The 23,656-nt window shown below is 69.2% G+C and carries 28 protein-coding genes; 19 read left to right on the top strand and 9 right to left on the bottom strand.

Annotated elements, in window-relative coordinates; translation table 11 throughout:
• Positions 1 to 120: 120 nt before the first annotated feature.
• Positions 121 to 828, bottom strand: coding sequence for a GNAT family N-acetyltransferase (locus tag ACFVJS_RS13590; RefSeq protein WP_378880773.1), 708 nt, complete (start codon positions 826 to 828; stop codon positions 121 to 123).
• A 69-nt stretch (positions 829 to 897) separates the two neighbouring features.
• Between ACFVJS_RS13590 and hemW the strand changes: the two genes are divergently transcribed.
• Both hemW and ACFVJS_RS13580 read left to right on the top strand, forming a co-directional pair.
• On the top strand, positions 898 to 2,109 hold the full coding sequence (hemW, locus tag ACFVJS_RS13585) for a radical SAM family heme chaperone HemW (protein WP_378880770.1): 1,212 nt from the start codon (positions 898 to 900) through the stop codon (positions 2,107 to 2,109).
• Between the two features lie 99 nt (positions 2,110 to 2,208).
• Positions 2,209 to 2,403, top strand: coding sequence for a PspC domain-containing protein (locus ACFVJS_RS13580; RefSeq protein WP_378880768.1), 195 nt, complete (start codon positions 2,209 to 2,211; stop codon positions 2,401 to 2,403).
• A 7-nt stretch (positions 2,404 to 2,410) separates the two neighbouring features.
• Here ACFVJS_RS13580 and ACFVJS_RS13575 read toward each other — a convergent pair whose 3' ends face one another.
• Both ACFVJS_RS13575 and ACFVJS_RS13570 read right to left on the bottom strand, forming a co-directional pair.
• Positions 2,411 to 3,259, bottom strand: coding sequence for a DUF3097 domain-containing protein (locus ACFVJS_RS13575; RefSeq protein WP_378880766.1), 849 nt, complete (start codon positions 3,257 to 3,259; stop codon positions 2,411 to 2,413).
• 19 nt (positions 3,260 to 3,278) lie between these two features.
• The gene (locus ACFVJS_RS13570) at positions 3,279 to 3,548 is read right to left on the bottom strand and encodes a hypothetical protein (RefSeq protein WP_378880763.1); all 270 of its coding nucleotides are present in this window, start codon (positions 3,546 to 3,548) and stop codon (positions 3,279 to 3,281) included.
• A gap of 195 nt (positions 3,549 to 3,743) precedes the next feature.
• Between ACFVJS_RS13570 and hrcA the strand changes: the two genes are divergently transcribed.
• The 9 genes from hrcA to ACFVJS_RS13525 all read left to right on the top strand — a co-directional run bounded on the left by hrcA (position 3,744) and on the right by ACFVJS_RS13525 (position 11,745).
• Positions 3,744 to 4,802, top strand: coding sequence for a heat-inducible transcriptional repressor HrcA (hrcA, locus tag ACFVJS_RS13565; RefSeq protein WP_378880761.1), 1,059 nt, complete (start codon positions 3,744 to 3,746; stop codon positions 4,800 to 4,802).
• A gap of 37 nt (positions 4,803 to 4,839) precedes the next feature.
• Complete coding sequence (gene dnaJ, locus ACFVJS_RS13560; RefSeq protein WP_378880758.1) at positions 4,840 to 6,033, top strand: molecular chaperone DnaJ; 1,194 nt, start codon at positions 4,840 to 4,842, stop codon at positions 6,031 to 6,033.
• Between the two features lie 17 nt (positions 6,034 to 6,050).
• The gene (locus ACFVJS_RS13555) at positions 6,051 to 6,794 is read left to right on the top strand and encodes a 16S rRNA (uracil(1498)-N(3))-methyltransferase (protein ID WP_378880756.1); all 744 of its coding nucleotides are present in this window, start codon (positions 6,051 to 6,053) and stop codon (positions 6,792 to 6,794) included.
• Positions 6,795 to 6,853: 59 nt separating this feature from the next.
• On the top strand, positions 6,854 to 7,315 hold the full coding sequence (locus tag ACFVJS_RS13550) for a Gmad2 immunoglobulin-like domain-containing protein (RefSeq protein WP_378880753.1): 462 nt from the start codon (positions 6,854 to 6,856) through the stop codon (positions 7,313 to 7,315).
• Positions 7,316 to 7,330: 15 nt separating this feature from the next.
• A complete protein-coding gene (locus ACFVJS_RS13545) occupies positions 7,331 to 8,383 on the top strand; it encodes a winged helix DNA-binding domain-containing protein (RefSeq protein ID WP_378880751.1) in 1,053 nt (350 codons plus the stop codon).
• A 91-nt stretch (positions 8,384 to 8,474) separates the two neighbouring features.
• Positions 8,475 to 9,524: a PhoH family protein gene (locus ACFVJS_RS13540; RefSeq protein WP_378880749.1), complete on the top strand. Its 1,050-nt coding sequence runs from the start codon at positions 8,475 to 8,477 to the stop codon at positions 9,522 to 9,524.
• 76 nt (positions 9,525 to 9,600) lie between these two features.
• A complete protein-coding gene (ybeY, locus tag ACFVJS_RS13535) occupies positions 9,601 to 10,065 on the top strand; it encodes an rRNA maturation RNase YbeY (RefSeq protein ID WP_378880745.1) in 465 nt (154 codons plus the stop codon).
• A 17-nt stretch (positions 10,066 to 10,082) separates the two neighbouring features.
• Positions 10,083 to 11,426, top strand: coding sequence for a hemolysin family protein (locus ACFVJS_RS13530; RefSeq protein ID WP_378880742.1), 1,344 nt, complete (start codon positions 10,083 to 10,085; stop codon positions 11,424 to 11,426).
• Complete coding sequence (locus tag ACFVJS_RS13525; RefSeq protein WP_378880739.1) at positions 11,410 to 11,745, top strand: cytidine deaminase; 336 nt, start codon at positions 11,410 to 11,412, stop codon at positions 11,743 to 11,745. Before ACFVJS_RS13530 ends, ACFVJS_RS13525 begins: the two co-directional genes overlap by 17 nt.
• Before the next feature lie 21 nt (positions 11,746 to 11,766).
• On the opposite strand, the gene ACFVJS_RS13520 is transcribed toward ACFVJS_RS13525, so the two are convergent.
• Entirely contained in the window at positions 11,767 to 12,030 is a 264-nt protein-coding gene (locus ACFVJS_RS13520) for a hypothetical protein (RefSeq protein ID WP_378880737.1), read from the bottom strand.
• Positions 12,031 to 12,177: 147 nt separating this feature from the next.
• Here ACFVJS_RS13520 and ACFVJS_RS13515 point away from each other — a divergent pair, with 147 nt between their 5' ends.
• The 4 genes from ACFVJS_RS13515 (at position 12,178) to ACFVJS_RS13500 (ending at position 15,874) form a co-directional block, all read left to right on the top strand.
• On the top strand, positions 12,178 to 13,554 hold the full coding sequence (locus tag ACFVJS_RS13515) for an FAD-binding oxidoreductase (protein ID WP_378880735.1): 1,377 nt from the start codon (positions 12,178 to 12,180) through the stop codon (positions 13,552 to 13,554).
• A complete protein-coding gene (locus ACFVJS_RS13510; protein WP_378880732.1) occupies positions 13,551 to 14,855 on the top strand; it encodes a class I SAM-dependent methyltransferase in 1,305 nt (434 codons plus the stop codon). The genes ACFVJS_RS13515 and ACFVJS_RS13510 overlap by 4 nt, the downstream gene beginning before the upstream one ends.
• A 142-nt stretch (positions 14,856 to 14,997) precedes the next feature.
• On the top strand, positions 14,998 to 15,534 hold the full coding sequence (locus ACFVJS_RS13505) for a pyridoxamine 5'-phosphate oxidase family protein (protein ID WP_378880729.1): 537 nt from the start codon (positions 14,998 to 15,000) through the stop codon (positions 15,532 to 15,534).
• A 1-nt stretch (position 15,535) separates the two neighbouring features.
• On the top strand, positions 15,536 to 15,874 hold the full coding sequence (locus ACFVJS_RS13500; protein WP_378880726.1) for a VOC family protein: 339 nt from the start codon (positions 15,536 to 15,538) through the stop codon (positions 15,872 to 15,874).
• 35 nt (positions 15,875 to 15,909) lie between these two features.
• Here the strand turns inward: ACFVJS_RS13500 and ACFVJS_RS13495 are convergent, their stop codons facing one another.
• Positions 15,910 to 16,317, bottom strand: a complete 408-nt coding sequence (locus ACFVJS_RS13495; protein WP_378880723.1) for an isomerase — start codon at positions 16,315 to 16,317, stop codon at positions 15,910 to 15,912.
• Between the two features lie 86 nt (positions 16,318 to 16,403).
• On the opposite strand from ACFVJS_RS13495, the gene ACFVJS_RS13490 reads away from it, so the two are divergent.
• Genes ACFVJS_RS13490 through era form a run of 3 tightly spaced genes read left to right on the top strand, consistent with a single transcriptional unit; the run spans position 16,404 to position 18,969 of the window.
• The gene (locus ACFVJS_RS13490) at positions 16,404 to 17,204 is read left to right on the top strand and encodes a helix-turn-helix domain-containing protein (protein WP_378880720.1); all 801 of its coding nucleotides are present in this window, start codon (positions 16,404 to 16,406) and stop codon (positions 17,202 to 17,204) included.
• Positions 17,205 to 17,254: 50 nt separating this feature from the next.
• Positions 17,255 to 18,034: a siderophore-interacting protein gene (locus tag ACFVJS_RS13485; RefSeq protein ID WP_378880718.1), complete on the top strand. Its 780-nt coding sequence runs from the start codon at positions 17,255 to 17,257 to the stop codon at positions 18,032 to 18,034.
• Positions 18,031 to 18,969 (top strand): GTPase Era, encoded by a 939-nt coding sequence (era, locus tag ACFVJS_RS13480; RefSeq protein ID WP_165114148.1) that lies wholly within the window; start codon positions 18,031 to 18,033, stop codon positions 18,967 to 18,969. Before ACFVJS_RS13485 ends, era begins: the two co-directional genes overlap by 4 nt.
• 117 nt (positions 18,970 to 19,086) lie before the next feature.
• Here era and ACFVJS_RS13475 read toward each other — a convergent pair whose 3' ends face one another.
• The 4 genes from ACFVJS_RS13475 to ACFVJS_RS13460 are packed head-to-tail and all read right to left on the bottom strand — an operon-like array spanning position 19,087 to position 21,675.
• Positions 19,087 to 19,905, bottom strand: a complete 819-nt coding sequence (locus tag ACFVJS_RS13475) for a septum formation family protein (protein WP_378880715.1) — start codon at positions 19,903 to 19,905, stop codon at positions 19,087 to 19,089.
• Positions 19,906 to 19,907: 2 nt separating this feature from the next.
• Entirely contained in the window at positions 19,908 to 20,741 is an 834-nt protein-coding gene (locus ACFVJS_RS13470; protein WP_378880712.1) for a septum formation family protein, read from the bottom strand.
• Positions 20,742 to 20,788: 47 nt separating this feature from the next.
• Complete coding sequence (locus ACFVJS_RS13465) at positions 20,789 to 21,277, bottom strand: flavodoxin family protein (protein WP_378880710.1); 489 nt, start codon at positions 21,275 to 21,277, stop codon at positions 20,789 to 20,791.
• Positions 21,277 to 21,675, bottom strand: a complete 399-nt coding sequence (locus ACFVJS_RS13460; RefSeq protein ID WP_378880707.1) for a pyridoxamine 5'-phosphate oxidase family protein — start codon at positions 21,673 to 21,675, stop codon at positions 21,277 to 21,279. The genes ACFVJS_RS13465 and ACFVJS_RS13460 overlap by 1 nt, the downstream gene beginning before the upstream one ends.
• A 183-nt stretch (positions 21,676 to 21,858) precedes the next feature.
• Between ACFVJS_RS13460 and leuA the strand changes: the two genes are divergently transcribed.
• Positions 21,859 to 23,646, top strand: a complete 1,788-nt coding sequence (gene leuA, locus ACFVJS_RS13455) for a 2-isopropylmalate synthase (RefSeq protein WP_378880705.1) — start codon at positions 21,859 to 21,861, stop codon at positions 23,644 to 23,646.
• Positions 23,647 to 23,656: the final 10 nt, after the last annotated feature.

The raw sequence follows: 23,656 nt of genomic DNA, 5'->3' as shown, positions 1-23,656 counted from the left end.
CGGGCCGAGAGATCACCCACTGCCGTCTCGCCCGGCGGGAGTGACGTCTCGCCCGGCGGGAGTGACGTCTCGGCCGACGCGGGTGACGCCTCGGCCGACGGAGGAGACGCCTCGGCAGGGTCAGAGGGGCGCGCGGAACAGCTCGAAGGTCGTACGCCGCCGCTCCTCGAACCCGAGGCCGAGGTAGACCGAGATGGCGCCGGTGTTGGCGGCCGAGGCGTGCATCAGCGCGCGGGAGCCACGGGCGTGGATGTCGGCGGTGACCGCGCGGACGAGGCGGCCGGCGAGGCCGCGGCCGCGGGCCTCGGGTGCGGTGCAGACGGCGCTGATCTCGATCCAGCCGCCCGGGTGCATCCGCTGGCCGGCCATCGCGACGAGCCGGCCCTCGTGGCGCAGCCCCAGATACGTACCCATGGTGTGGGTGGACTTCTCGAACGGCCCGGGCTCCGTGCGGGCGACGAGGTCGAGCATCTCCGGCACGTCGGCGGCCCCGAGCACGACCGCCTCCGGGTCTGGTTCCGCGGCGACCCGGGACGTCTCGACGAGCTGGACCCCCTCGCCGCCACCGACCATCTCCCACCCGTCCCCGCAGACCCCGTACGCCCCGGTGATCAGGGCGGTGCCCCCGGGGCCGACCGCCGCGGCCAGATCACGCCATGCCTGAGCCGAGCGCGGGTCGGAGACCCCGGCGAAGGGCGAGATGTCGGGGCGGTAGCGACGAGCGAGCCCCGAGCCCTCGGCGAGTGGGGCGTGCGCGCCGGTCAGCGAGTGCCAGACCGGGTTGTCGAGGACGTCGTCGAGAAGAAGATCTGACTGAGAGACGGACACGCCGGAATTTTCCCACCCCCGCTCCAGGCGCGGTTAACCCTTTTCGACAGACGGATCGATAATGGAGGGGTGCCTTCTGCTCTGCCTCCCGGCGACCCCGCTCCCGTCGACGGATCGCTGCCGGCCGAATCGCTGAGCACGCTGGGGGAGAAGGGGCTGGGCTTCTACGTCCACGTCCCGTTCTGCACGGTCCGGTGCGGCTACTGCGACTTCAACACCTACACCGCGGTGGAGCTGGGCCCCGGCGTCAGCCGGCAGACGTACGCCGACCAGGCCATCGAGGAGGTCAGGCTGGCGCGCCGGGTGCTCAGTGAGCGTGACAAGCAGGTCGACACCGTCTTCTTCGGCGGCGGGACGCCGACCCTTCTCCCGGCGCAGGACCTGACGAGCATCCTCGCAGCGATCACGACCGAGTTCGGACTCGCCGACGACGTCGAGGTGACGACCGAGGCCAACCCAGACTCGGTCGACCTGCCCTATCTCCAGAAGCTGCGCGAGGGCGGCTTCACCCGGATCAGCTTCGGCATGCAGTCGGCGGTCCCGCACGTGCTGCACACCCTCGACCGCACCCACGACCCCGAGCGGGTCCCGAAGGTCGTCGAGTGGGCACGCCAGGCAGGCTTCGAGCAGGTCAGCCTCGACCTCATCTACGGCACCCCGGGCGAGTCGGTCGATGACTGGCAGCTCTCCCTCGACACAGCCCTCGCCAGCCACCCCGACCACATCTCGGCCTACTCCCTCATCGTCGAGGACGGCACCGCCCTGGCGCGGCGAGTCCGGCGGGGCGAGCTCGAGATGCCCGACGAGGACGACCTGGCGGACAAGTACGAGCTGGCCGACGCGACGCTGCAGAAGCACGGCCTGACCTGGTACGAGGTCTCCAACTGGGCGACCGACGAGACCCAGCGCTGCCGCCACAACATGCTCTATTGGCAGGGCGGCGACTGGTGGGGTGTCGGCCCGGGCGCCCACAGCCATGTCGGCGGCACCCGCTGGTGGAACGTCAAGCACCCCGCTGCGTACGCGGACCGCATCGGCAGCAACCAGAGTCCTGCCCACGCCCGCGAGATCCTCGCCGAGGAGGACCGGCGGGTGGAGCGCGTCCTGCTGGAGCTCCGCCTGGCCGACGGGCTTGCGACCGGCGCCCTCGACGACGAGGGTCGGGCCGCGCTCCCGGAGCAGGTGCGCCGCGGTCTGGTGACCGTCGAGGGTGACACGATCGTCCTCACCGACACCGGCAGGCTCCTCGCCGACGCGGTGGTCCGAGACCTGCTCCCGTGAGCGACCCTGAGAAGCCCTGAGGCCGGGACCTTGGTCCTGATCGAAGGATCAGGGGTGATCCTGATTGGTAAAGAGCCCCCGACAGGGGAGAGTGGAGTCATGGCAACCACAACTCTTTCCCGTCCCACCAACGACAAATGGATCGCCGGCGTCTGCGGCGGTCTCGGTCAGCGGTTCGGCATCAACTCGAACCTGATCCGGCTCGCCTTCGTCCTCTCCTGCCTGCTCCCCGGACCGCAGGTCATCGTCTACCTCGTGCTGTGGGTCATCATGCCGAAGAAGTCGACCTACTGACGGGGCCTCAGACGGGCTCGGTGACGAAGTCGATCAACTCCTCGACCCGCCCGAGCAGTGCGGGCTCGAGGTCGCCGAAGGAGTTCACCCGCCCCAGGATGTGCTTCCACGCCCGGGCGATGTCGGCCTGGTCGCGGTGAGGCCAGCCCATGTGCTGGCAGATGCCCTTCTTCCACTCGATCGACCGCGGCACGTCCGGCCAGGCCTCGAGCCCGACCCGCGCCGGTTTGACCGCCTGCCACACGTCGATGAACGGGTGACCGACGATCAGCACGTGCTCTCCGACCGCGGAGCGCCTGATCGACTCCGCGATCCGGGCCTCCTTCGAGCCTTTGACGAGGTGGTCGACGAGCACCCCGACCCGCCGCTCCCGGCTGGGACGGAAGTCGATCAGGTGGTCGGCGAGGTCGTCGACACCGCCCAGATATTCGACGACCACACCCTCGATCCGCAGGTCGTCGCCCCAGATCTTCTCGACGAGCTCGGCGTCGTGGCGCCCCTCGACGAAGATCCTCGACTCGCGCGCGACCCGCGCCTTCACGTTGTCGACGGCCACCGAGCCCGACGCGGTGCGGGTGGGCTTGGCCGGCGCCGCCCGGGTCACCGGGGGAGTGAGGATGACCGGCTTGCCCTCGAGCCAGAAGCCGGGACCGAGCGGGAACGTACGCCGCTTGCCGTGCCGGTCCTCCAGGGTCAGCGTGTGCAGGTCGCGGTCGATCCGGACGATCTCGCCGACGAAGTCGGTCTCGACCTCCTCCACCACCGCACCCAGCTCTGCCGGGGTCTCGACGGCGCGCCCGTGCTTGGGCTTCTTCCAGTCGCCGGCCAGGACGTCGGAGCCGTAGCGATCGCTCATCCGGAGAAGGCTAGTGGAGTCAGCAGCGAGAACCGGTCAGCACGCGCCCGAGCTGCTCGAGAACCTCGTCCGCCGTGGCTGCGGTCTCCGGGAACCGGAAGGTCACGTGATGGCCGCCGTCGAGGGTGATCCAGGAGACGTCGACGCTCTCCGCGGTGAGGTGGGAGAGGCGTACGCCGACGATGTGGCGCGGCCGCAGCCCGAGTCGTGCCGAGAGGGACCGGCACAGATCGGCCTGGTGCTCGTCGTTGGCGTGGGCCGTGATGCGGACCAGATCGTCGGCGATCATGGACTCTCCCGTGGGGCAGAAGCGGTGAAGCGATATCTCTAAGGTCAGCCTAACCTAAGGCTACCTCGATGGCGAGAGAAGTAAGCCGTTCCACAGAACGAAGCGGCCATCGGAAACTGGCTCCTGTGATACGAACCGGTAAGATTGGCACTCGCACGGAATGAGTGCCAGGCAGCCAGGACGATAGGAGCGCAGATGCAGAACGAACGCAGGCTCTCCGTTCTCCGGGCGATCGTCGAGGACTACGTGAAGACCGAGGAGCCGGTCGGCTCCAAGGCGCTCGTGGAGCGTCACGGCCTGGGCGTCTCGCCCGCGACCGTACGCAACGACATGGCCGCCTTGGAGGAGGAGGGCTACATCACCGCCCCCCACACCAGCGCCGGCCGGGTGCCCACCGACAAGGGCTACCGACTCTTCGTCGACCGGCTGACCACGGTCAAGCCGATGACGGCCGCCGAGAAGCGGGCGATCGCCGGCTTCCTCGACGGTGCGGTCGACCTCGACGACGTCGTCACCCGCTCGACCCGGCTGCTCTCGCAGCTGACCCGCCAGGTCGCGGTGGTGCAATACCCGACCCTGAGCCGCTCGACCGTCCGCCATGTCGAGCTGGTCGCCCTGGCTCCGACCAGACTCCTCCTCGTGCTCATCCTCAGCACCGGTCGCGTCGAGCAGCGGCTGCTCGAGGTGGCCGAGGAGGTCTCCGAGGAAGCCCTGGCCAAGCTGCGCACGCAGATCAACTCGGCGGTCGCCGGCGTCGTCATCGCCGAGGCCGGCGAGGCGCTGCGCACCATCGCCCAGCCGGCCGACCAGCAGGCCGACCAGCCCGCCGACCATCCCGCCGGCGCGCCGCGGGACCCGCTCGCGTCCGCGGTGGCGGAGGCCCTGATCGAGGCGATGAGCGACCACCGCTCCGACGAACGGATCTCGATCGGCGGCACCAGCAACCTGGCCCGTTTCGGCGACAGCTTCGACACCGCCGTACGCCCGCTCCTGGAGGCCCTCGAGGAGCATGTCGTCCTGCTCAAGCTGATGGGCGAGGCGACCGCGGCCGGCCTGGTCACGGTGCGGATCGGCGCCGAGGGCCCCTACCAGGAGCTCTCGCAGACCAGCGTGGTCGCCACCGGCTACGGACCTGGCGACGAGGCGCTGGCCACGCTCGGAGTGGTCGGCCCGACCCGGATGGACTACCCCGGATCCATGGCAGCGGTGCGTGCGGTCGCGCGCTACCTCTCCCGGATCCTCGACGAGGCCTGAGCAGCAGACTCGATTCAAGGAAGATCAGCGAACTTCGATGGCAGGAAGACAGACGTTGGACCCCTATGAGCTCCTCGGTGTCGACAAGGACGCCGACGACGCAACGATCAAGAAGGCGTACCGGAAGCTGGCGCGCCAGTATCACCCTGACGTCAACCCGGACGCCGAGTCGCAGGAGAAGTTCAAAGAGATCTCCCACGCCTACGAGGTGCTGAGCGACCCGCAGAAGCGGGCTGCGTACGACCGTGGCGGCGATCCGTTCGGCGGCGGTTTCGGCGCCCAGGGCGCGGGCTTCTCGTTCACCGACATCATGGACGCCTTCTTCGGCGGCGCGGGTGCGGGTGCTGGCGGCGCCGGCCGCGGCCCCCGTCCGCGCGTACGCCGCGGGCAGGACGCCCTCATCCGTCTCGACATCGAGCTGGCAGAGGCCGCCTTCGGCGTCACCCGCGACCTCAAGGTCGACACCGCGGTGGTCTGTGACACCTGTGGCGGCGAGGGTGCCGCGGAGGGCTCCCGCCCGGTCCCGTGCGAGACCTGCCACGGCCAGGGCGAGGTCGCGGTCGTGCAGCGCTCCTTCCTGGGCGAGATCCGCACGCTGCGCCCGTGCTCGGCCTGCAACGGCTTCGGCACCGTGATCCCCGACCCGTGCCGCGACTGCAGCGGCGAGGGTCGGGTCCGCTCCCACCGCACCCTCACCGTCAAGATCCCGCCGGGCGTCGACGACGGCACCCGGGTGCAGCTCGCCGAGCAGGGCGAGATCGGACCCGGTGGCGGGCCCGCCGGTGACCTCTACGTCGAGATCCACGTCGCCAAGCACCCCACCTTCACCCGCAGGGGCAACGACCTGCACTGCACCGCGAAGGTGCCGATGACCGCGGCCGCGCTCGGCACCACGCTCAACCTGCCGACGCTGGAGGCCGACCTCGTCGGCGAGGGCGCCGACCAGATCGACCCCGAGGACGCCTCGATCCAGATCGACCTCAAGCCCGGCACCCAGTCCGGCACCGACCACGTCCTGCGTGGCCGCGGTGTGCCCGGCCTGCGTGGCGGTCGCGGCGACCTGATCGTGACCGTCAACGTGGAGACCCCCACCAAGCTCGACCTCGAGCAGGAGGCGCTGCTGCGCCAGCTCGCCGAGATGCGCGGTGAGGAGTCCGTCCAGGGCCAGCTCAAGGCGGCTCACAAGGGCGGCGTCTTCTCCTGGTTCAAAGACACCCTCAACGGGCACTGAGCCGGTCATACTGAGTCATGACCCTTCCCGTCCACCTCGTCGACTCGCTCGCCGGCACCCGCGTCGGTGACGCCGTCGAGGTGAGCGGTGACGAGGGCCATCACGCCGTCGTCGTACGCCGCCTCCGGGTCGGCGAGGAGGTCGTGCTCACCGACGGGGCCGGTGAGGGCGTCACCGGCACGATCATGCAGACCACCAAGAAGTCGATGACCGTACGCGTCGACGAGATCGTCCTCGGCGACGCACCGCCCGAGCCGTCCCTGACGGTGGTCCAGGCGCTGCCCAAGGGCGACCGCGGCGAGCTCGCGGTCGAGATGCTGACCGAGATCGGCGCCGCCCGGATCGTCCCGTGGGCAGCGGCCCGTTCGGTCGCGGTCTGGAAGGGCGAGCGGGCGGTCAAGTCGCTCGCCCGCTGGCGGGCCACCGCCCGCGAGGCCGCCAAGCAGTCCCGCCGGCTGTGGCACCCCGAGGTCGAGCCGCTGGCCACCACCGACGCGGTCTTCGCGATGATCGAGGAGGCCGACGTCGCCGTCGTGCTCCATGAGGAGGGCACCCTCCCGCTGGGTGCGGTCCCGGTCATCGACGAGGGCAGCATCCTCGTCGTGGTCGGCCCCGAAGGAGGCCTGACGGCGGACGAGATCGCGCTCTTCGAGAAGGCCGGCGCCACCACCATCCGCCTCGGCGGCGAGGTCCTGCGCACCTCCACCGCCGGTGTCGCCGCCTGCGCCGCCCTGCTGGCCCGCACCCGTCGCTGGGACTGACCACCGACTCCTCGGCGTGGTGGGTTCCTCGTTCGCGGGCGGCGAGTGAGTATGGAGACATGAGGAGCACACGCACCCGTCCGGTGGGTCTCGTCATCGCTCTCACGCTCTGCGCCGTGCTGGCCGGCGGGTGTGGCGACGACGACGCTGTCGCCGAGGACCCGGCGACCTCTGCCCAGCCGTCCGAGGAGCCGTCGGCGCTGCCGCGCACCGCCGAGCTGATCACGCTCGCGACGCCCGCCGAGGGTGCGACCGTGTCAGGCAGCTTCGAGGCCTCCGGCAAGGCCAACTCTCCCGAGGCGAACGTGCCGTGGGAGATCCGCGACGGATCCGGTGAGACCGTGCTCGAGGGTCACGCGACCGCGGAGGGCTGGATGGACAAGCTCTACCCGTGGACGACGACGGTCGACGTCTCTGAGGTCGAGCCCGGGACGTACCTCTTCATCGCCCGCACCGACGACACCTCCGACGGCGAGGGGAAGCCTTCGGAGGAGGTTGGCGCCCGGATCACCGTCGAATAGGACATCATCGCTACCGTGATCCTCACCGAACGGCAGCTCAACCGGACCCTCCTGCTCCGCCAGCACCTGTTGTCTCGGGTCTCGCACACACCGGCGGAGATGATCGAGCACCTGGTCGGCCTGCAGGCGCAGGAGCAGCTGCCGCCGTTCATGGCGCTGGCCGCCCGGCTGGAGTCGTTCGACCCCTACGCGGTCAGCGCTCAGCTCGAGTCGAGCGCCCTGGTCAGGCTTTCCTCGCTGCGCTCGACGATCCACATGCACACTGCCGCCGACGCCGCGCTGATCCGGGCGTGGGCTCAGCCGGTCCACGACTTCTACACCCAACGGATCGAGCTCGTCCGCCCGGCGGCGCAGCTGGAGGGCTTCGCGGCGGCGGTCGAGGACGTACTCGCCCTCGGGGCGCTGCCCAACGCTGCGCTCGAGGCCGGGCTGGTCGAGCACTACCCCGGCATCCCGGCGAAGGCGCTGGGCCTGCGGGCGCGCAACGAGCTGCCGCTGGTTCAGCTGCCGCCGCGGGGCCTCTGGAAGGGGTCGGGCGGGCTGGTCTACGACCTGCTGCCGCGCTGGACCGGTGTGCCGCCAGTGGTCGCGGACGACGTCGTCCCCGAGCTGGCCCCCCAGATCGTACGCCGCTACCTGCTCGCCTTCGGACCGGCGACCGCCGCCGACGTCACCGCGTGGTCGTCGTTGACCCGACTGGGTCCGGTGATCAAGCGGATCGAGGGCCTGGTGACCTACCGCGACGAGGCCGGCAAGACCCTCTACGACGTCCCGGACGCCCCGCTCGCCACGGGGGAGGAGCATGCCCCGGTGCGGCTGCTCGGGAAGTTCGACAACGTCTGGCTCTCCCACGCCAACCGGGAGCGGATCACCGCCCACGGCACCCGGAAGGAGTGGGCGTTCGGGGGCGGCGGCTCGGTCATCCTCGCCGGCGGCCACCTCGTCGGCCTGTGGAAGCCGGTCGACGGCAAGGTCGAGGTCACGAAGCTGCTGCGCGACCTCACCCCCGACGAGCGCGACGAGCTCGCCGAGGAGACCGCACGCGTCGAGGCGCTGCTCGCGAGCTGACGCCGGAACTATCCAGTAGGAGCCGGGCGGAGTGCCCGCGTAGCATGGAGGCATCAGCCTCGTGAAGAGAAAGGGCCCGCTCCGGGCATCCATGACCGATCGACACCCAAGTCCGCAACCGATCGACGCCTCCGCCCCGGGGGTCACCGCGACCACCAAGCACACCGTGGTCGTTCCGAACAGCGTCGACATGGTGACCGTCCTCGGTCCGGCCGATGAGCACCTCGGGATCATCGAGGCCCACTTCGACGCCGACGTGCACGTACGCGGCAACCGGATCACCCTCCACGGCGCCCCCAGCGAGATCGCGATGATCGAGCGGGTCCTGGAGGAGCTGGTCCAGATCATCCGCACCGGCCAGGGTGTGAGCGGCGAGACCGTCGAGCGTGTGATCAGCATGCTCCGCGCCGACACGACCGAGAAGCCGGCCGACGTGCTGAGCCTCAACATCCTCTCCAACCGCGGCCGGAGCATCCGTCCCAAGACGCTCAACCAGAAGCGCTACGTCGATGCGATCGACAAGCACACGATCACCTTCGGCATCGGTCCGGCAGGCACCGGGAAGACCTACCTTGCGGTCGCCAAGGCGGTCCAGGCGCTGCAGTCCAAGCAGGTCAACCGGATCATCCTGAGCCGGCCCGCGGTCGAGGCCGGGGAGAAGCTCGGCTTCCTGCCCGGCACCCTGACCGAGAAGATCGACCCCTACCTGCGCCCGCTCTACGACGCGCTGCACGACATGATGGACCCGGAGATGATCCCCAAGCTGATGGCGTCGGGGACCATCGAGGTCGCCCCGCTCGCGTTCCTGCGCGGCCGCAGCCTCAACGACTCCTTCATCATCCTGGACGAGGCGCAGAACACCACGCCCGAGCAGATGAAGATGTTCCTGACCCGACTCGGGTTCGGTTCGAAGATCGTGGTCACCGGCGACGCCACCCAGACCGACCTCCCGTCTGGGCAGCGTTCGGGCCTGCGGGTCGTCGAGGGGATCCTCGAGGACGTCAAGGACATCAGCTTCAACAACCTGACCAGCCACGACGTCGTCCGCCATCGGCTGGTCGCCAAGATCGTCGCCGCCTACGAGGAGCACGACGTGCAGACCCAGGCCAAGCGCGAGCGGGCTTCTGGAGACGACCGATGAGCGAGCGCCAGCGAGCGATCATAGGACTCAGGCCGCCGCGTCCGTATCATTGCGCTTGCGCTACGGAGGTGGCGGCATGAGCACCGAGATCATCAACGAGTCCGAGCAGGAGATCGACGTCGAGCACGTCGCCAAGCTGGCTCGGTTCCTGCTCGAGCAGCTGCGGGTGCACCCGCACGCCGATCTCCGGATCAAGTTCGGCGACGAGGCCACGATCACCGAGCTCAACGAGCGCTACTTCGACACCGAGGGCCCGACCGACGTGCTCTCGTTCCCCGGTGACGAGCTCCTCCCCGGCCGCCTCGACGAGGAGCCGGTGGAGGGCGACCTGGGCGATATCATCATCGCCCCGACGATCGCGGCCAAGCAGGGTGAGGCTGCCGGACACGGCACCGTGGCAGAGATCGAGCTGCTGACCACCCACGGTGTCCTCCACCTGCTCGGCTACGACCACGTGGACCCCGACGATCACGCCGAGATGTTCGGGCTGCAGGCCAAGCTGCTCAAGGCCTGGGGCTCCTCGGCCACAGCACCCGAGTAGGAGCCCGACCAACACCCATGGACGATGCGAGGCTGCTGATCGCAGCCGCAGTTCTGGTCCTCATCGCCGGCCTCTTCTCCGCCGCCGACGCAGCGCTCAGCGCCTTCTCCCGCGCCCGGGCTGCGGAGCTCGTCTCCGAGGGCCGCGCCGGAGCCAAGCGCCTGGTGGCGGTCGTCGGCGACCCGGCCCGCTACCTCAACACGGTGCTGCTGCTCCGACTGCTGTGCGAGATCGGCGCGACGGTGCTGGCAGCGCTGTGGGCCTACGACCTCTACCAGGCCCGCTGGTGGCCGACGGTGCTCACCACGACGGCGGCGATGACTGTGGTCTCCTTCGTCGTCATCGGCGTCGGGCCGCGCACACTGGGTCGCCAGCACCACGAGGGCATCGCCCTGGCGGTCGCGGGCCCCATCGGTGTCATCACCGCGGTCCTCGGCCCGATCCCGAGCCTGCTGATCATGCTCGGTAACGCGCTCACCCCCGGCAAGGGCTTCCGCAAGGGCCCGTTCTCGACCGAGACCGAGCTGCGCGAGCTGGTCGACATCGCCGAGGCCACCGACCTGATCGAGGCCGACGAGCGCCGGATGATCCACTCCGTCTTCGAGCTCGGCGACACCCGCGCTCGCGAGGTGATGGTGCCGCGTGGCGACATCGTCTTCCTCGAGCGTCGCAAGACCCTGCGCCAGGCGCTGTCGCTGTTCCTGCGCTCGGGCTACTCCCGGATGCCGGTGATCGACGAGAGCCTCGACGACATCATCGGGATGGTCTACCTCAAGGACGTCGTCGCCCGCGACTTCGAGGCGCCCGAGGTCGAGACGACCCAGCGGGTCGAGTCGCTGATGCGTAAGCCGACCTGGGTCCCCGACTCCAAGCCCGTCGACGAGCTGCTCGCCGAGATGCAGCAGCACCGGCAGCACATCGCGGTCGTCGTCGACGAGTACGGCGGCACCGCCGGCCTGATCACCATCGAGGACATCCTCGAGGAGATCGTCGGCGAGATCACCGACGAGTACGACGTCGAGGACCGTGAACCCCTCCATCTCGGCGACGGCTCCTGGCGGGTGCCCGCCCGCTTCCTGGTCAGCGATCTCGAGGAGCTGATCGGCTTCCCCGTCGAGGAGGACGACGTCGACTCCGTACGCGGTCTGATGGCCAAACACCTCGGCCTGGTGCCGATCCCGGGCACCGAGGTGGAGGCCCACGGTCTCCGCTTCGTCGCCGAGGAGGCTGCCGGCCGGCGAAACCGGATCGGTACCGTACGCATCAGCGCCGTCGTGCCGGCCGAGACCGAGGCCGGCGACGAGGACGAGCAGAGCGAGAAGTCGGACAGAAAGAAAGAGGCCCATGCCCGAGCAGAGTGAGCTGTCCGCGGAGGACCGCAAGCTGGTGACCCTGGCCCGCGCGACCCGGGCCCGCACCGGGGCGGCCGAAGGAGCAGCCGTACGCGACCTCGACGGCCGCACCTACGCCGCTGCCACCGTGGACCTGCCCTCGCTCCAGGTCTCCGCGATCGGCGTCTGCGTGGCGATGGCGGTCGCCTCCGGCTCCAAGGGTCTCGAGGCGGTCGTGGTGCTCGGCGAGGCCGAGGCCCCGTCCGCGACCGATCTGGCGGCGGTCAAGGAGTTCGCCGGTGAGGACGTCCCCGTCCTCGTCGGCGACCCGCGCGGCACCCTCCGCTGAGGCCGCGCGCTCGCGACGTGATCAGCGAGCGGCTCGGTGTCCGCCCGCTCCGCCGGTCTCGGCGACGAGCGGGAGGGTGCCGAGCTCGATCGTGACGTGGATCCCGTCCTCGTCGCGGTAGGCGGTGAGGCCGTTCATCGTGGCCATGTCGACGCCCTTCTCCCGCATGTGCACGACGATCTGGTCGATCGCCAGCGCGAGCCGTGCCTGGGACACGGACTTGTTGCGCCACTTGACCTGGTTCTCGGTGAAGTAGGGGGTTGCCTTCTCGGCGAGCGTTGCCACAGCGTCACGGTGGGCAGCACTGGACATGGGGACCCTCCGGGGTGCGCGATGGGGGGAGTTCGACGGGAGCAGTCAGCGCTTGCGACTGTAAGCGAACTAACCAAAAAATCGAAACCGGAGATCCATCCCGAGCGTAAAGTGGATCAAGTGACGGGTGAGACTGGTTGGGAACGACACAACGAGGCCGTCGAGCGGCTGACGAACTCTTACGCGAGGATCCCCGACGGCGCTCCCGTCAGGCTCGCCAAGCGCACCACCAACCTCTTCCGGGCCCGGGCCGCGACCAGCGCCCCGGGCCTCGACGTGTCCGGACTGGGTGGTGTGATCGAGGTCGACGCCGAGGCGGGCACGGCCGACGTACAGGGGATGTGCACCTACGAGGACCTCGTCGACGCCACCCTGGTGCACGGGATGATCCCGTACGTCGTCCCGCAGCTGCGCACGATCACGCTCGGTGGCGCGGTGACCGGGATGGGCATCGAGGCCACGAGCTTCCGCAACGGTCTGCCTCATGAGTCGGTGCTGGAGATGGACATCCTCACCGGCTCGGGCGAGATCGTCACGACCCGGCCGGGCGAGGACCTCTTCGACACCTTCCCCAACTCCTACGGGTCCCTCGGCTACGCCACCCGGCTCAAGATCGAGCTGGAGAAGGTGCCGGGCTACGTCGCGCTGCGACACGTGCGCTTCGACGACCTCGATCTGCTCACGAAGACGATCGCGCAGATCACCGAGACCAGGACGTACGAGGGCGAGAGGGTCGACGGGCTGGACGGCGTCGCCTTCGAGCCGGGGGAGCACTACCTGACTCTCGCGACCTGGACCGAGCAGGCCACCCGGACACCGAGCGACTACGGCGGCCAGCAGGTCTACTACCGCTCGATCCAGCAACGTGAGACGGACCTGCTCACCACCTACGACTACCTGTGGCGGTGGGACACCGACTGGTTCTGGTGCTCGAGTGCCTTCGGCGCGCAGAACAAATACCTCCGCCGGGTCTGGCCGCGCCGGCTGCGGCGCTCCGACGTCTACATGAAGCTGGTCGGCCTGGACCGTCGGTTCGGCATCGCCGACAAGCTCGACGCGCGCGCCGGGCGGCTCCTGCGGGAGCGGGTGATCCAGGACATCGAGGTCCCGGTCGAGAACCTGCCGGCCTTCCTGGAGTGGTTCGACGCCGAGATCGGGATGCGGCCGGTGTGGCTGTGCCCGCTGGTCTCCCGTGGCACCAGCTCGGGAGGCAAGTGGCCGACCTACCCGCTCGAGGCCGGCCGGACGTACGTCAATGTCGGCTTCTGGGGCACGGTGCACGTCGGTCCCAGCGCGGTCAACGCTCCGAAGAACCGTGCGATCGAGACGCAGGTGCACGAGCTCGGCGGGCATAAATCGCTCTACTCCGAGGCGTTCTACGACAAGGATGTCTTCGACGCTCTCTACGACGGGGACAACCTCGCGGCCGTGAAGGCGAGGTATGACCCCGGCAACCGGTTGACCGATCTGTACAGCAAGGCGGTGAAGAGACTGTGAACCATATTGCAGAGACCATCAACGAGCTCTTCGACGGTGGGCTGCCTATCAAGCTCACCGCGTACGACGGCAGCGTCGCCGGCGACAGGGACTCCGAGTTCGGCATGGAGATCCTCAACCCGCGCGGGCTCGCGTTCCTGCTGACCGCGCCGGGCGACCTCGGCCTGGCACGTGCCTACGTCAGCGGCGACATGGCCCTCCACGGCATCCACCCGGGCGACCCCTACCCGCTCCTGGACCTGATCCTGGACAAGACCGACTTCAAGCGGCCGAGTCCGCGCGAGACGATCGACCTGGTCCGAGCCCTCGGTGTGACCAACTTCGTCCCGCCCAAGCCGCCCCCGCAGGAGCACCTGCCCGCGTGGCGGCAGCGGGCCGAGAACGTACGCCACCTCTCCGGCCGCGCGCTCAGCGCGCTTCCGTGGACGCGACACTCGCCGGAGCGCGACGCGGACGCGATCCACCACCACTACGACGTCTCCAACACCTTCTACGAGTACGTCCTGGGTCCCTCGATGACTTACACCTGCGCCCTCTACCCGACCGACGACGCCACCCTCGAGGAGGCGCAGGCGGCCAAGTACGACCTGATCTGCCGCAAGCTCGGGCTCGAGCCCGGGATGCGGCTGCTCGACATCGGCTGTGGCTGGGGCGGGATGGTGCGCCACGCCGCCAAGCACTACGGGGTGAAGGCGCTCGGCGTGACCCTGTCGCGCGAGCAGGCCAACTGGGCGCAGCAGGCGATCAAGGCCGACGGCCTCGACGACGTCGCCGAGGTGCGCTTCTCCGACTACCGCGACGTGGTCGAGGGGGACTTCGACGCGGTCAGCTCCATCGGTCTCACCGAGCACATCGGCGTGGCCAACTACCCGTCCTACTTCGGGTTCATCAAGGGCAAGCTGCGCGACGGGGGCCGGCTGCTCAACCACTGCATCACCCGTCCCGACAACGTCTCGAAGGCGAACGCGGGGGCGTTCATCGACCGCTACGTCTTCCCCGACGGCGAGCTGATCGGCTCGGGCACCATCGTCTCCGCGATCGAGAACACCGGCCTCGAGGTGCAGCACCACGAGAACATCCGGGTCCACTACGCCAAGACGCTGACGGCGTGGAACGACAACCTCCGCGCCAACTGGGACGCCTGCGTCGACGAGGTCGGCCTCGGCACGGCGAAGGTCTGGGGCATCTACATGGCCGGCTCCCGGATCGGCTTCGAGCGTAACAACATCCAGCTCCACCACGTGCTCGCCACCAAAACAGTCGACGGCGTCTCCGGCTACCCGCTGCGGCACACCTTCTGAGGCGGCGAGTGGGCGAAAGGGCAGGTCGGACCGCGGTCTGGCTGCCACTTTCGCCCACTCCCATGTGGCACGGTGTCGAGATCGGCCTTTTCTGTTCGTGGAGTAGGTGAAACATCCTGTTCCAGCCGAAGGAGACACCGCCATGGAGACCTACAACCTCGCCGAGATGTACGACGCCCCGCCGATGTCCTGGGCGGAGGTGACGGCTCGCCTCGACCAGGGCTTCAACCAGGGGCCTGGGTCGCAGGAGGGCGAGCCCGGGCGCTACACGACGTGGGTGAGCACGATCAACGCCGACGGCGGTCCGCACGTGAATGCCGTCGGCGCGATCTGGCTCGACGGCAGCTTCTACCTGGTCACCGGCCCTGGGACGCGGCGTGGCCGCAACCTCGCCCGCGATCCCCGCTGCGCGCTGTCGCTCTCGGTGCGCGAGTTCGACCTGGTCGTGGAAGGCCGCGTGGCGCGGGTGCTCGGTGACGAGCTCGAGCGAGTGGCCAAGCACTACCACGACGACGAGGGCTGGCCGGCCGAGGTCGACGCGTCGAGCGAGGCCGTCACCGCGCCGTTCAACGCGCAGAGCGCCGGCCCGGCGCCCTGGCACGTCTTCCGCATCGAGCCGACCTCCGCGCACGCGGTCGCGACCGTCGAGCCCTACGGCGCGAGTCGCTGGCGGTTCTGAGATGGCCGACCTGTTCGCCGGACTCCCGGTCACCGACCTGGCGCGCGGAGCCCGCTGGTACGAGGCGCTGCTCGGAGGCCCGCCGGCCTTCTACCCCAACGACGTCGAGGCCGTCTTCGAGGTGATCGAGCACGGATACGTCTACATCGAGGTGAAGCCCGAGATTGCCGGGAGTGGGTTCGTCACCCTCTTCGTCGACGACCTGGACGCCCGCCTCGCCGCGATCGCCGACCGCGGTCTGCGGCCGACGTCGCGGGAGACGTACGACAACGGGGTCCGCAAAACCCTCTTCCGTGACCCCGACGGTAACGAGATCGGTCTGGGCGGTGGCCCCGCCTGATCAGGCGGGGAGCGGCGATCTCGATCAGGAACACCTCAAGCCTCCTCGTGGTGGGCGTCGGGATCGAAGCCGTCGGGGGCGCGGTCGATGAATGCGGTGATCGTGGCGATCCGCCCGGACCGGTCCAGCCCGAGGACGTCGGTCCCCTCGGCGAACGAACCCTCGTCCTTGCGGATCTCCCAGCGCACCCGGACGTGCCTGTGGTGTGAATCGGGCTCGGCGCGGGCCACGAACGTGTAGGCGCCGACGCCCTCGGTGAACTGGCCGGTGAAGTCGATCAGCGCCTCGAGGCCGGTGGACTCGCCGATCGGGGTGGAGCGAGCGACATCGGCGGCGAACAGGGTGGTGCCGAGGGTGCGCTGCTCCTCGGCGGAGAGGTTCCAGAACGAGACGTACGCCTCGGCGGTGGCGGCAGGGGAGCGGGGTGTGTTTTCAGTGGTCATGGCTACGACGATCCGCCTCCGGACGAGCCCTGTCGATTACCTCTCGGGTAGTTGCCGCGCCGCGCTCCGCCCGGCAGCCTGGGTGCATGACAACGGCCCAGCTGAGCGTCGGAGACCTGCTTCGCGACTGGCGCGAACGACGCCGGCGCTCGCAGCTCGAGGTGGCGATCGCGGCCGATGTGTCGGCTCGCCATCTCAGCTTCATCGAGACCGGCCGTTCGGGCCCGAGCCGGGCGATGATCGAGCGGCTCTGCGAGGAGCTCGAGGTGCCGCTGCGCGAGCGCAACCGGCTCTATCTCGCCGCGGGGTTCGCGCCTGTCTACCAGGAGCGACCGCTCGAGGACCTCGGCGTCGCCAGGTCCGTCGTCGAGGCAGTGCTCACCGGACATGAGCCCTACCCGGCCTGTGCTGTCGACCTCCGCTGGGACGTGGTCGCGACCAATCGGTCCATGGAACGCTTCCTGGCTCCGCTGCCCGCCGCGTTGCGCCGGCCTCGGCTCAACATGCTGAGAGCGACGTTGCACCCCGACGGTCTCGCTTCACAGATCCGCAACTACGCCCAGTGGCGAGCCCACGTCGTACGCCGGGCCCGTCGCCAGCTCGACCGGACCGCCGCCGCGGGGCTGACCGACCTTCTCGCCGAGCTGGAGGGCTACCCGGTTCCGGCTGGCTCCGAGGAGGAGGCGCAGGTCGTCACGGCGTCGGACCAAACGTTGCCGGTGCTGCCGTTGCTGCTGCGTACGAGCCTTGGCGATCTGTCCTTCCTCTACGTCCTCTCCGTGATCGGCGCGCCTCAGGACGTGACGGTCGACGAGATCGCGGTGGAGGCGATGTTCCCGGCCGACGACGCGACTCGGGAGGCTCTGCTCGCCATCAGCCACGAATGAGTGCGCCGCTGATGCGGGCGGGCCGCGCCTGCGCGGATAACCTTGAGGCGATGAGTGTCAAGGCCCAGCAGTACGCCGCGGAGGTGCTGCGGCGCGAGCAGATCACGCCCCACCTCGTACGTCTGGTGCTCGGTGGTCCCGGGTTGGCCGGGTTCGAGTCGACCGGGATCCCGGACGAGTGGGTCGGGCTGATCGTGCCCGGACAGTTCCAGTCGCGCTACTACACCGTGCGGTCCTGGCAGGAGGGCGAGCTGACCCTCGACGTCGTCGTCCACGACGTCGGGCTCGTGACCGAGTGGGCCACCCGTCTCGACCCGGTGGGGCAGACCGTCACCATCACCGAGCCCAAGGGCTCCTACGCCGCGCCTGAGTCCGCCGAGTGGCTGCTGCTGGTCGGGGACCTGACCGCGATGCCGGCGATGGCGCGGATCGCCGAGACCACCACCCTGCCGACGCGGATCTGGGCCGAGGTGCCCGACGACCTGCCCGGCTACCTGCCCGACTCCGCCGAGGTCACCTGGTCGGCGCCGCCCTCGGAGACCTCCTCCGACCTGGCCGCGGCGGTGGAGAAGATCGAGTGGCCGGCGGGCGACGGCTACTTCTGGATGGCCGGTGAGTCGAGCCAGATGCGGGCGATCCGCAAGCATCTGATGCGCGAGCGGAAGCTCGACTCCCACGCCTACGACGTGATGGGCTACTGGCGCGGTGGCGGCCAGAAGCGACAGCCGCGCGCGGTCGACCCGGGACCGGTGTGGCGCGAGGGCAAGGCCCAGGGGCTCACCGACGAGCAGATCTGGCAGCGATACGACGAGCAGCAGGAGCAGCAGTGACCGATCCGGAGACCCAGCCAGCCTTCCGGAGCGGCTTCGTGTCGTTCGTCGGGCGTCCCAACGCGGGCAAGTCGACCCTGACCAACGCGCTGGTCGGCACCAAGGTCGCGATCACCTCCGACAAGCCACAGACCACCCGCACCGTGGTCAAGGGCATCGTGCACCGTCCCGACGGCCAGCTGATCCTGGTCGACACCCCGGGCATCCACCGGCCGCGTACGCTGCTCGGCGAGCGGCTCAACGACCTGGTCGAGGCCACCTGGACCGAGGTCGACGTGGTCGCGATCTGCTTCCCGTGCAACGAGAAGATCGGCCCCGGTGACCGCCGGATCGCCGAGAACGCCAACAAGCTCAAGAAGGGCATCAAGCGGGTCGCCGTCGCCACCAAGACCGACCTCGCCACGCCCGAGCAGATCGGCGAGCACCTGATGTCCATCCAGGCGCTGGGCCAGGAGCTCGGCATCGAGTGGGCCGAGATCGTCCCCGTCTCCAGCGTCGGCGGCGACCAGGTCGACCTCCTCGCCGAGCTGCTCATCAAGCTCCTCCCCGAGGGCCCGCCGCTCTACCCCGACGGCGAGCTTACCGACTCGCCCGAGGAGATCATCGTCGCCGAGCTGATCCGCGAGGCAGCCCTCGAGGGCGTACGCGATGAGCTTCCGCACTCCATCGCCGTCGTCGTCGAGGAGATGCGGCTGCGCGAGGACCGCCCGGAGAACAAGCCTCTGATGGACGTCCACGCCTTCCTCTACGTCGAGCGCGACTCCCAGAAGGGCATCGTGATCGGCCACAAGGGGTCCCGGCTCAAGGACGTCGGCCAGCGCGCCCGGCTGCAGATCAAGGAGCTGCTCGGCATGCCGGTCTACCTCGATCTGCACGTCAAGATCGCCAAGGACTGGCAGCGGGATCCCAGACAGCTGCGGAAGCTCGGGTTCTAGCGCAGTCCCAGGCGTCCCACTGGTCACAGCGCTCGGGTGTTTCCTGCACTTCTCTGGCGTTGCAATGCCTGAGAAGTGCAGGGATACCCGGTTAACCGGGTATCCCTATTGCCCGAGCTACGCCGGCGCCCAGCAGATCCCGTAACTCTGCCCGCCCTGCCACTGCTCGGCGCTGGGGAACTCCCAGGACCACTCGTACTTGAGCGGGTCGTCGGCGACCTCAGCGGCGGCGGCCTTGCAGTCCTCGGCGCCGGCGCTGTTGACCTTCGACTCGCCGGGGTACTTCCCGGAGCCGAGGTCGATGACCGACAGCGCACGCCAGCTGTGCTTGAGGGAGCAGGGGACGCGCTTGAAGGACTCGGACTTCGGTGAGGCGGTGCCGCACATGCGGAACGGCTCGGCGGTGTCGGAGTCGCCCAGGACGCCCTTCATGTTGCCCTTGAGGGTCATCAGGGCCTTGGGGCCGGCGATGCCGATGACGTCGCAGCGGAACCAGTTGGCGCCGGCCTCGGACTCCTTGATCGTCGGCGTGAACCAGACCGGGCGGAGCATCGAGAGGCGCAGGTCGTCGGCGTCGCCGCCGAGATACTTGGTGACCTTGTTGGGGCACGCCTCTGCGACCTGGGCCGCGACCTGCTCGGAGTCGACCGCGACGAGGTGGCCGTCGACGACGTTCTTCAGCCGGCCCACGGCGTAGGTCTGGGTGGTGTGCTTGCCCTTGCAGGACACCGCGGTGCCTCCTGCGGTCGGAGCCAGCGCCTCCTCATAGGTGAGGTTGTAGCAGGCACCCTCCTTGGGGGACGGCGCCGGGGAGGCGGACGGGGACGGCGGGGCGGACGATGCCGACGGCGCGGCCTCGGGCTCGCCCCCGCCGCATCCCGCGAGAGCCATGGCTCCGGCGACGACGAGAGCCCCCCACAGCTTGTTACGACCCATGCTCACTCCTCGGTCACCGCCCAGCAGACCGCCCAGCGGTTGCCGGCGTTCCACTCCTTCTCTCCGAACCATGTGTACCCGTAGTCGAAGCTTTCCGGGTAACCCAACCAGGCCTGGACCGAGCCCTTGCAGTACTGCGCAGCCTTCTTCTTGGACTCCGCCACGCCCGGGAACGGGGTCTTGTCCTCGCCCAGCTTGATGGTCGTCACGGCGCGCATCTGGTGCGGCTCGGAGCAGGGCACCTTCGCGGAGGTGACCGTCTTGCCCTGCGCGCACACCATCCAACGATCCTCGATGTCCTCGATGTTCTTGACCTTGAGGAGGTTGCGGGTGGTGGTCGGCAGGTCGACGTACTCGGCACCCTGCTGGCCGCCGCCGACGACGTCGCAGCGGATCCAGCGTGCGCCCTCGTCCCAGGCCTTCTCCGAGGGGCCGAAGTAGACGTGGGAGAGCATCGAGCGCATCAGCACGCTCTGGTTGGTGCCGACGTACTTCTCCAGCAGCTTGCGGCACTGGCTGAAGGCCCACTCGTTGACCTTCTCGTCGCCGTACTCGGCGTCCTTGAACTCGTCCGGGAGCGGTCCGGCGCCGAAGGTCTCGGCGTTGTGCGGCTCGTCGCAAGCGACGTACTTGTCGAAGTTGTAGGCCGCGGCGACGTCCTCGTGGCTGAGGTTGCGGCACTTGCCGACCTCGGGCAGCGCGGTCGAGTCCACCTGCTTCGGGTCCTCGCCCTTGGCGGCCGCCCGATCGCCGCCGCACCCGCTGAGCGCGAGGGCGGCGAGCACCACGATCACGACGGGCAGCGAGGTCGTACGTCTGAGGGTCTGGCCGATCACGGGGATCGACTCTACTTGCGCAACCATGAGCGGGCCGAAAGGACAGCTCAGCCGAGGACGGCGGCCAGCGTGGCTCCCAGCTCGTACGCCGCCTCGACATGCGCGTCCTCGACGTCGCCCAGGACGTCGAGGATGTCGAAGGACTGGGTCCATCCCAGCGCCCCGACGATGGACTGCACCGAGCGGATCGCGCCGGTGGTGTCGTAGCGGCCGTGGACATAGAGGCCGTAGGGCCGCTTGGAGGTCTCTCCGGCGGACTCCCCGGCCGCCCCGGAAGCGTCGAGGGCGCCGCCCACGGCCAGGAAGGTCGAGTCGAAGAAGTGCTTGAGGGCGCCCGACATGTAGCCGAAGTTGGCGCTGGTGCCGAGCACGTAGCCGTCGGCGGCGAGGACGTCGTCGGCCGTCGCCTCCAGGGCGGGACGTACGACGACCTCGACGCCCTCGATCTCCGGGTCGTTGGCGCCGGAGACGACCGCATCGGTCAGCCGCCGCAGCGAACGGGTGGGGGAGTGGTGGACGACGAGCAGACGGGGCATCAGGCGTCAGCGACCAGACGGCGGCCGGTGACCTCCTTGGGGTGCAGCCGCACCCACAGCGGACGGGGTCCGGCGGGCCAGGAGTGGAGGCCCTTGACGACCTCGGGGATCTGGTCGTCCTGGTAGAGGATCTCGGCGCGCCCCTTGAACTGCACCGACCAGCCGACGTGGGTGTCGGGGTCGAGGTCGTCGACGAGCAGCGCGACGGCGGACTCGTCGATCTGCTCGGCCATCGAGGAGTGGGCCGAGGTGCGGATCCAGACCGACTTGTCGTGCACGAGATGGTTCACCGGCAGCACCACCGGGCCGCGTGGCCCGTTCCAGCCGATCCGGGAGATCTGGGTGTCCCTCGCGAGATGCCAGGACTCCTCGACGTCGAGCTCTTCCAGTTGGGCCACGCCCGTTCCTCCACTTCGTTGTCGGTTCGGTGCCAGTCTGCCAGTTCTGTTCTGTTATTGTTACCGAGTCATGATGCGCAGCCTCCTCCTTAGCTGCCGCAGCGGGGTCTGAGACAGCCGGACTCCCTCGCTGCGGAGGTTCGACGTGCGCCGGCACTCGCTCCCACCTGATGAGGATTCCGCATGACCAACCTGAGCAACTCCAGCAACCAGCAGAAGCCGTCGGGGATGCCGTTCGAGCGCTACCGCGCGTTCGTGCCCGTCGACGTCCCCGACCGCACCTGGCCCAGCAAGAAGATCACCAAGGCTCCGCGGTGGCTCTCCACCGACCTGCGTGACGGCAACCAGGCTCTGATCGACCCGATGACGCCGGCCCGCAAGCTGCGGATGTTCGAGCTGCTGGTCGCGATGGGTTACAAGGAGATCGAGGTCGGCTTCCCGAGCGCGAGCCAGACCGACTTCGACTTCGTGCGCAAGCTGATCGAGGAGGACCGGATCCCCGATGACGTACAGATCTCGGTCCTGACCCAGGCGCGCGAGGACCTCATCTCGCGCACCGCCGAGTCGATCGCGGGCGCCCCGCGCGCCACGATCCACCTCTACAACGCCACCGCCGAGCTGTTCCGCCGGGTCGTGTTCAACGTGACCCCGGCCGAGTGCATCGGGATCGCGGTGCGCGGCACCGAGATGGTGATGAAGTACGCCGAGGAGCACGTCCCCGAGCTGATCGGCACCGAGGACTTCGGCTACCAGTACAGCCCGGAGATCTTCACCCAGACCGACACCGACTACGCGCTGGAGATCTGTGAGCGGGTGAGCGACGTGTGGCAGCCGGAGGCCGGCCGGGAGATCATCCTCAATCTGCCCGCGACCGTGGAGATGTCCACGCCGAACACCTACGCCGACCAGATCGAATACTTCGGCCGGGGCCTGACCCGCCGTGAGCACTCGGCGATCTCGCTGCACCCGCACAACGACCGCGGCACCGCCGTCGCGGCCACCGAGCTCGGTCTGATGGCCGGCGCCGACCGCGTCGAGGGCTGCCTGTTCGGTCACGGCGAGCGCACCGGCAACGTCGACCTGGTCACCCTGGGCATGAACCTCTTCTCCCAGGGCATCGACCCGCAGATCGACTTCCGGGTCGGCGGTGGCATCGACGAGATCCGCCGCACCGTCGAGTACGTCACCAACATCAACGTCCACCCCCGTCACCCCTATGCCGGCGACCTGGTCTACACCGCCTTCTCCGGCTCCCACCAGGACGCCATCAAGAAGGGCCTGGAGGACCTCGACCGGATCGCCGCCGAGGCCGGCAAGGACGTCAGCGAGATCCCGTGGGAGGCGCCCTACCTGCCCATCGACCCCAAGGACGTCGGCCGCACCTACGAGGCCGTCATCCGGGTCAACAGCCAGTCCGGCAAGGGCGGCGTGGCCTACCTGCTCAAGACCGAGCACTCGCTGGACCTGCCGCGTCGCGCGCAGATCGAGTTCTCGCGCGTGGTCCAGCAGCACACCGACTCCGAGGGCGGCGAGGTCAGCCCGGAGGAGATCTGGTCGATCTTCTCGGCGGAATACCTCGAGCGTGAGGAGCCGTACGCCCTGGAGAGCTGGTCCTCGGTGACCGACGCCGAGGGTGGCGACGAGCAGCAGGTCACCCTCCGCGTACGCGGCGAGGAGCGCACCTACAAGGGCGTCGGCAACGGCCCGGTGGCCGCGTTCGTCGACGCGCTGAAGGAGGCCGGCGCCGAGATCCGGGTCCTCGACTACGCCGAGCACGCGCTCTCGGCCGGTGGCGACGCGGCCGCGGCAGCGTACGTCGAGTGTGAGATCGCCGGCGAGATCGTGTGGGGCATCGGCATCCACGAGAACATCGTCACCGGATCACCGTCCAGATCCTCGACCAGATCCCGCAGCTCGACGCGGTCCAGCCGTACTTCTTCTCGCACTACTGGCTGTCCTTCGCCGACCTGATGCGCTAACC

This window comes from Nocardioides sp. NPDC057772, assembly GCF_042798075.1.
Lineage (GTDB): Bacteria > Actinomycetota > Actinomycetes > Propionibacteriales > Nocardioidaceae > Nocardioides.
Note: the sequence above shows the minus strand (reverse complement) of the source record. Positions and strands in the feature narration are given on the sequence as shown.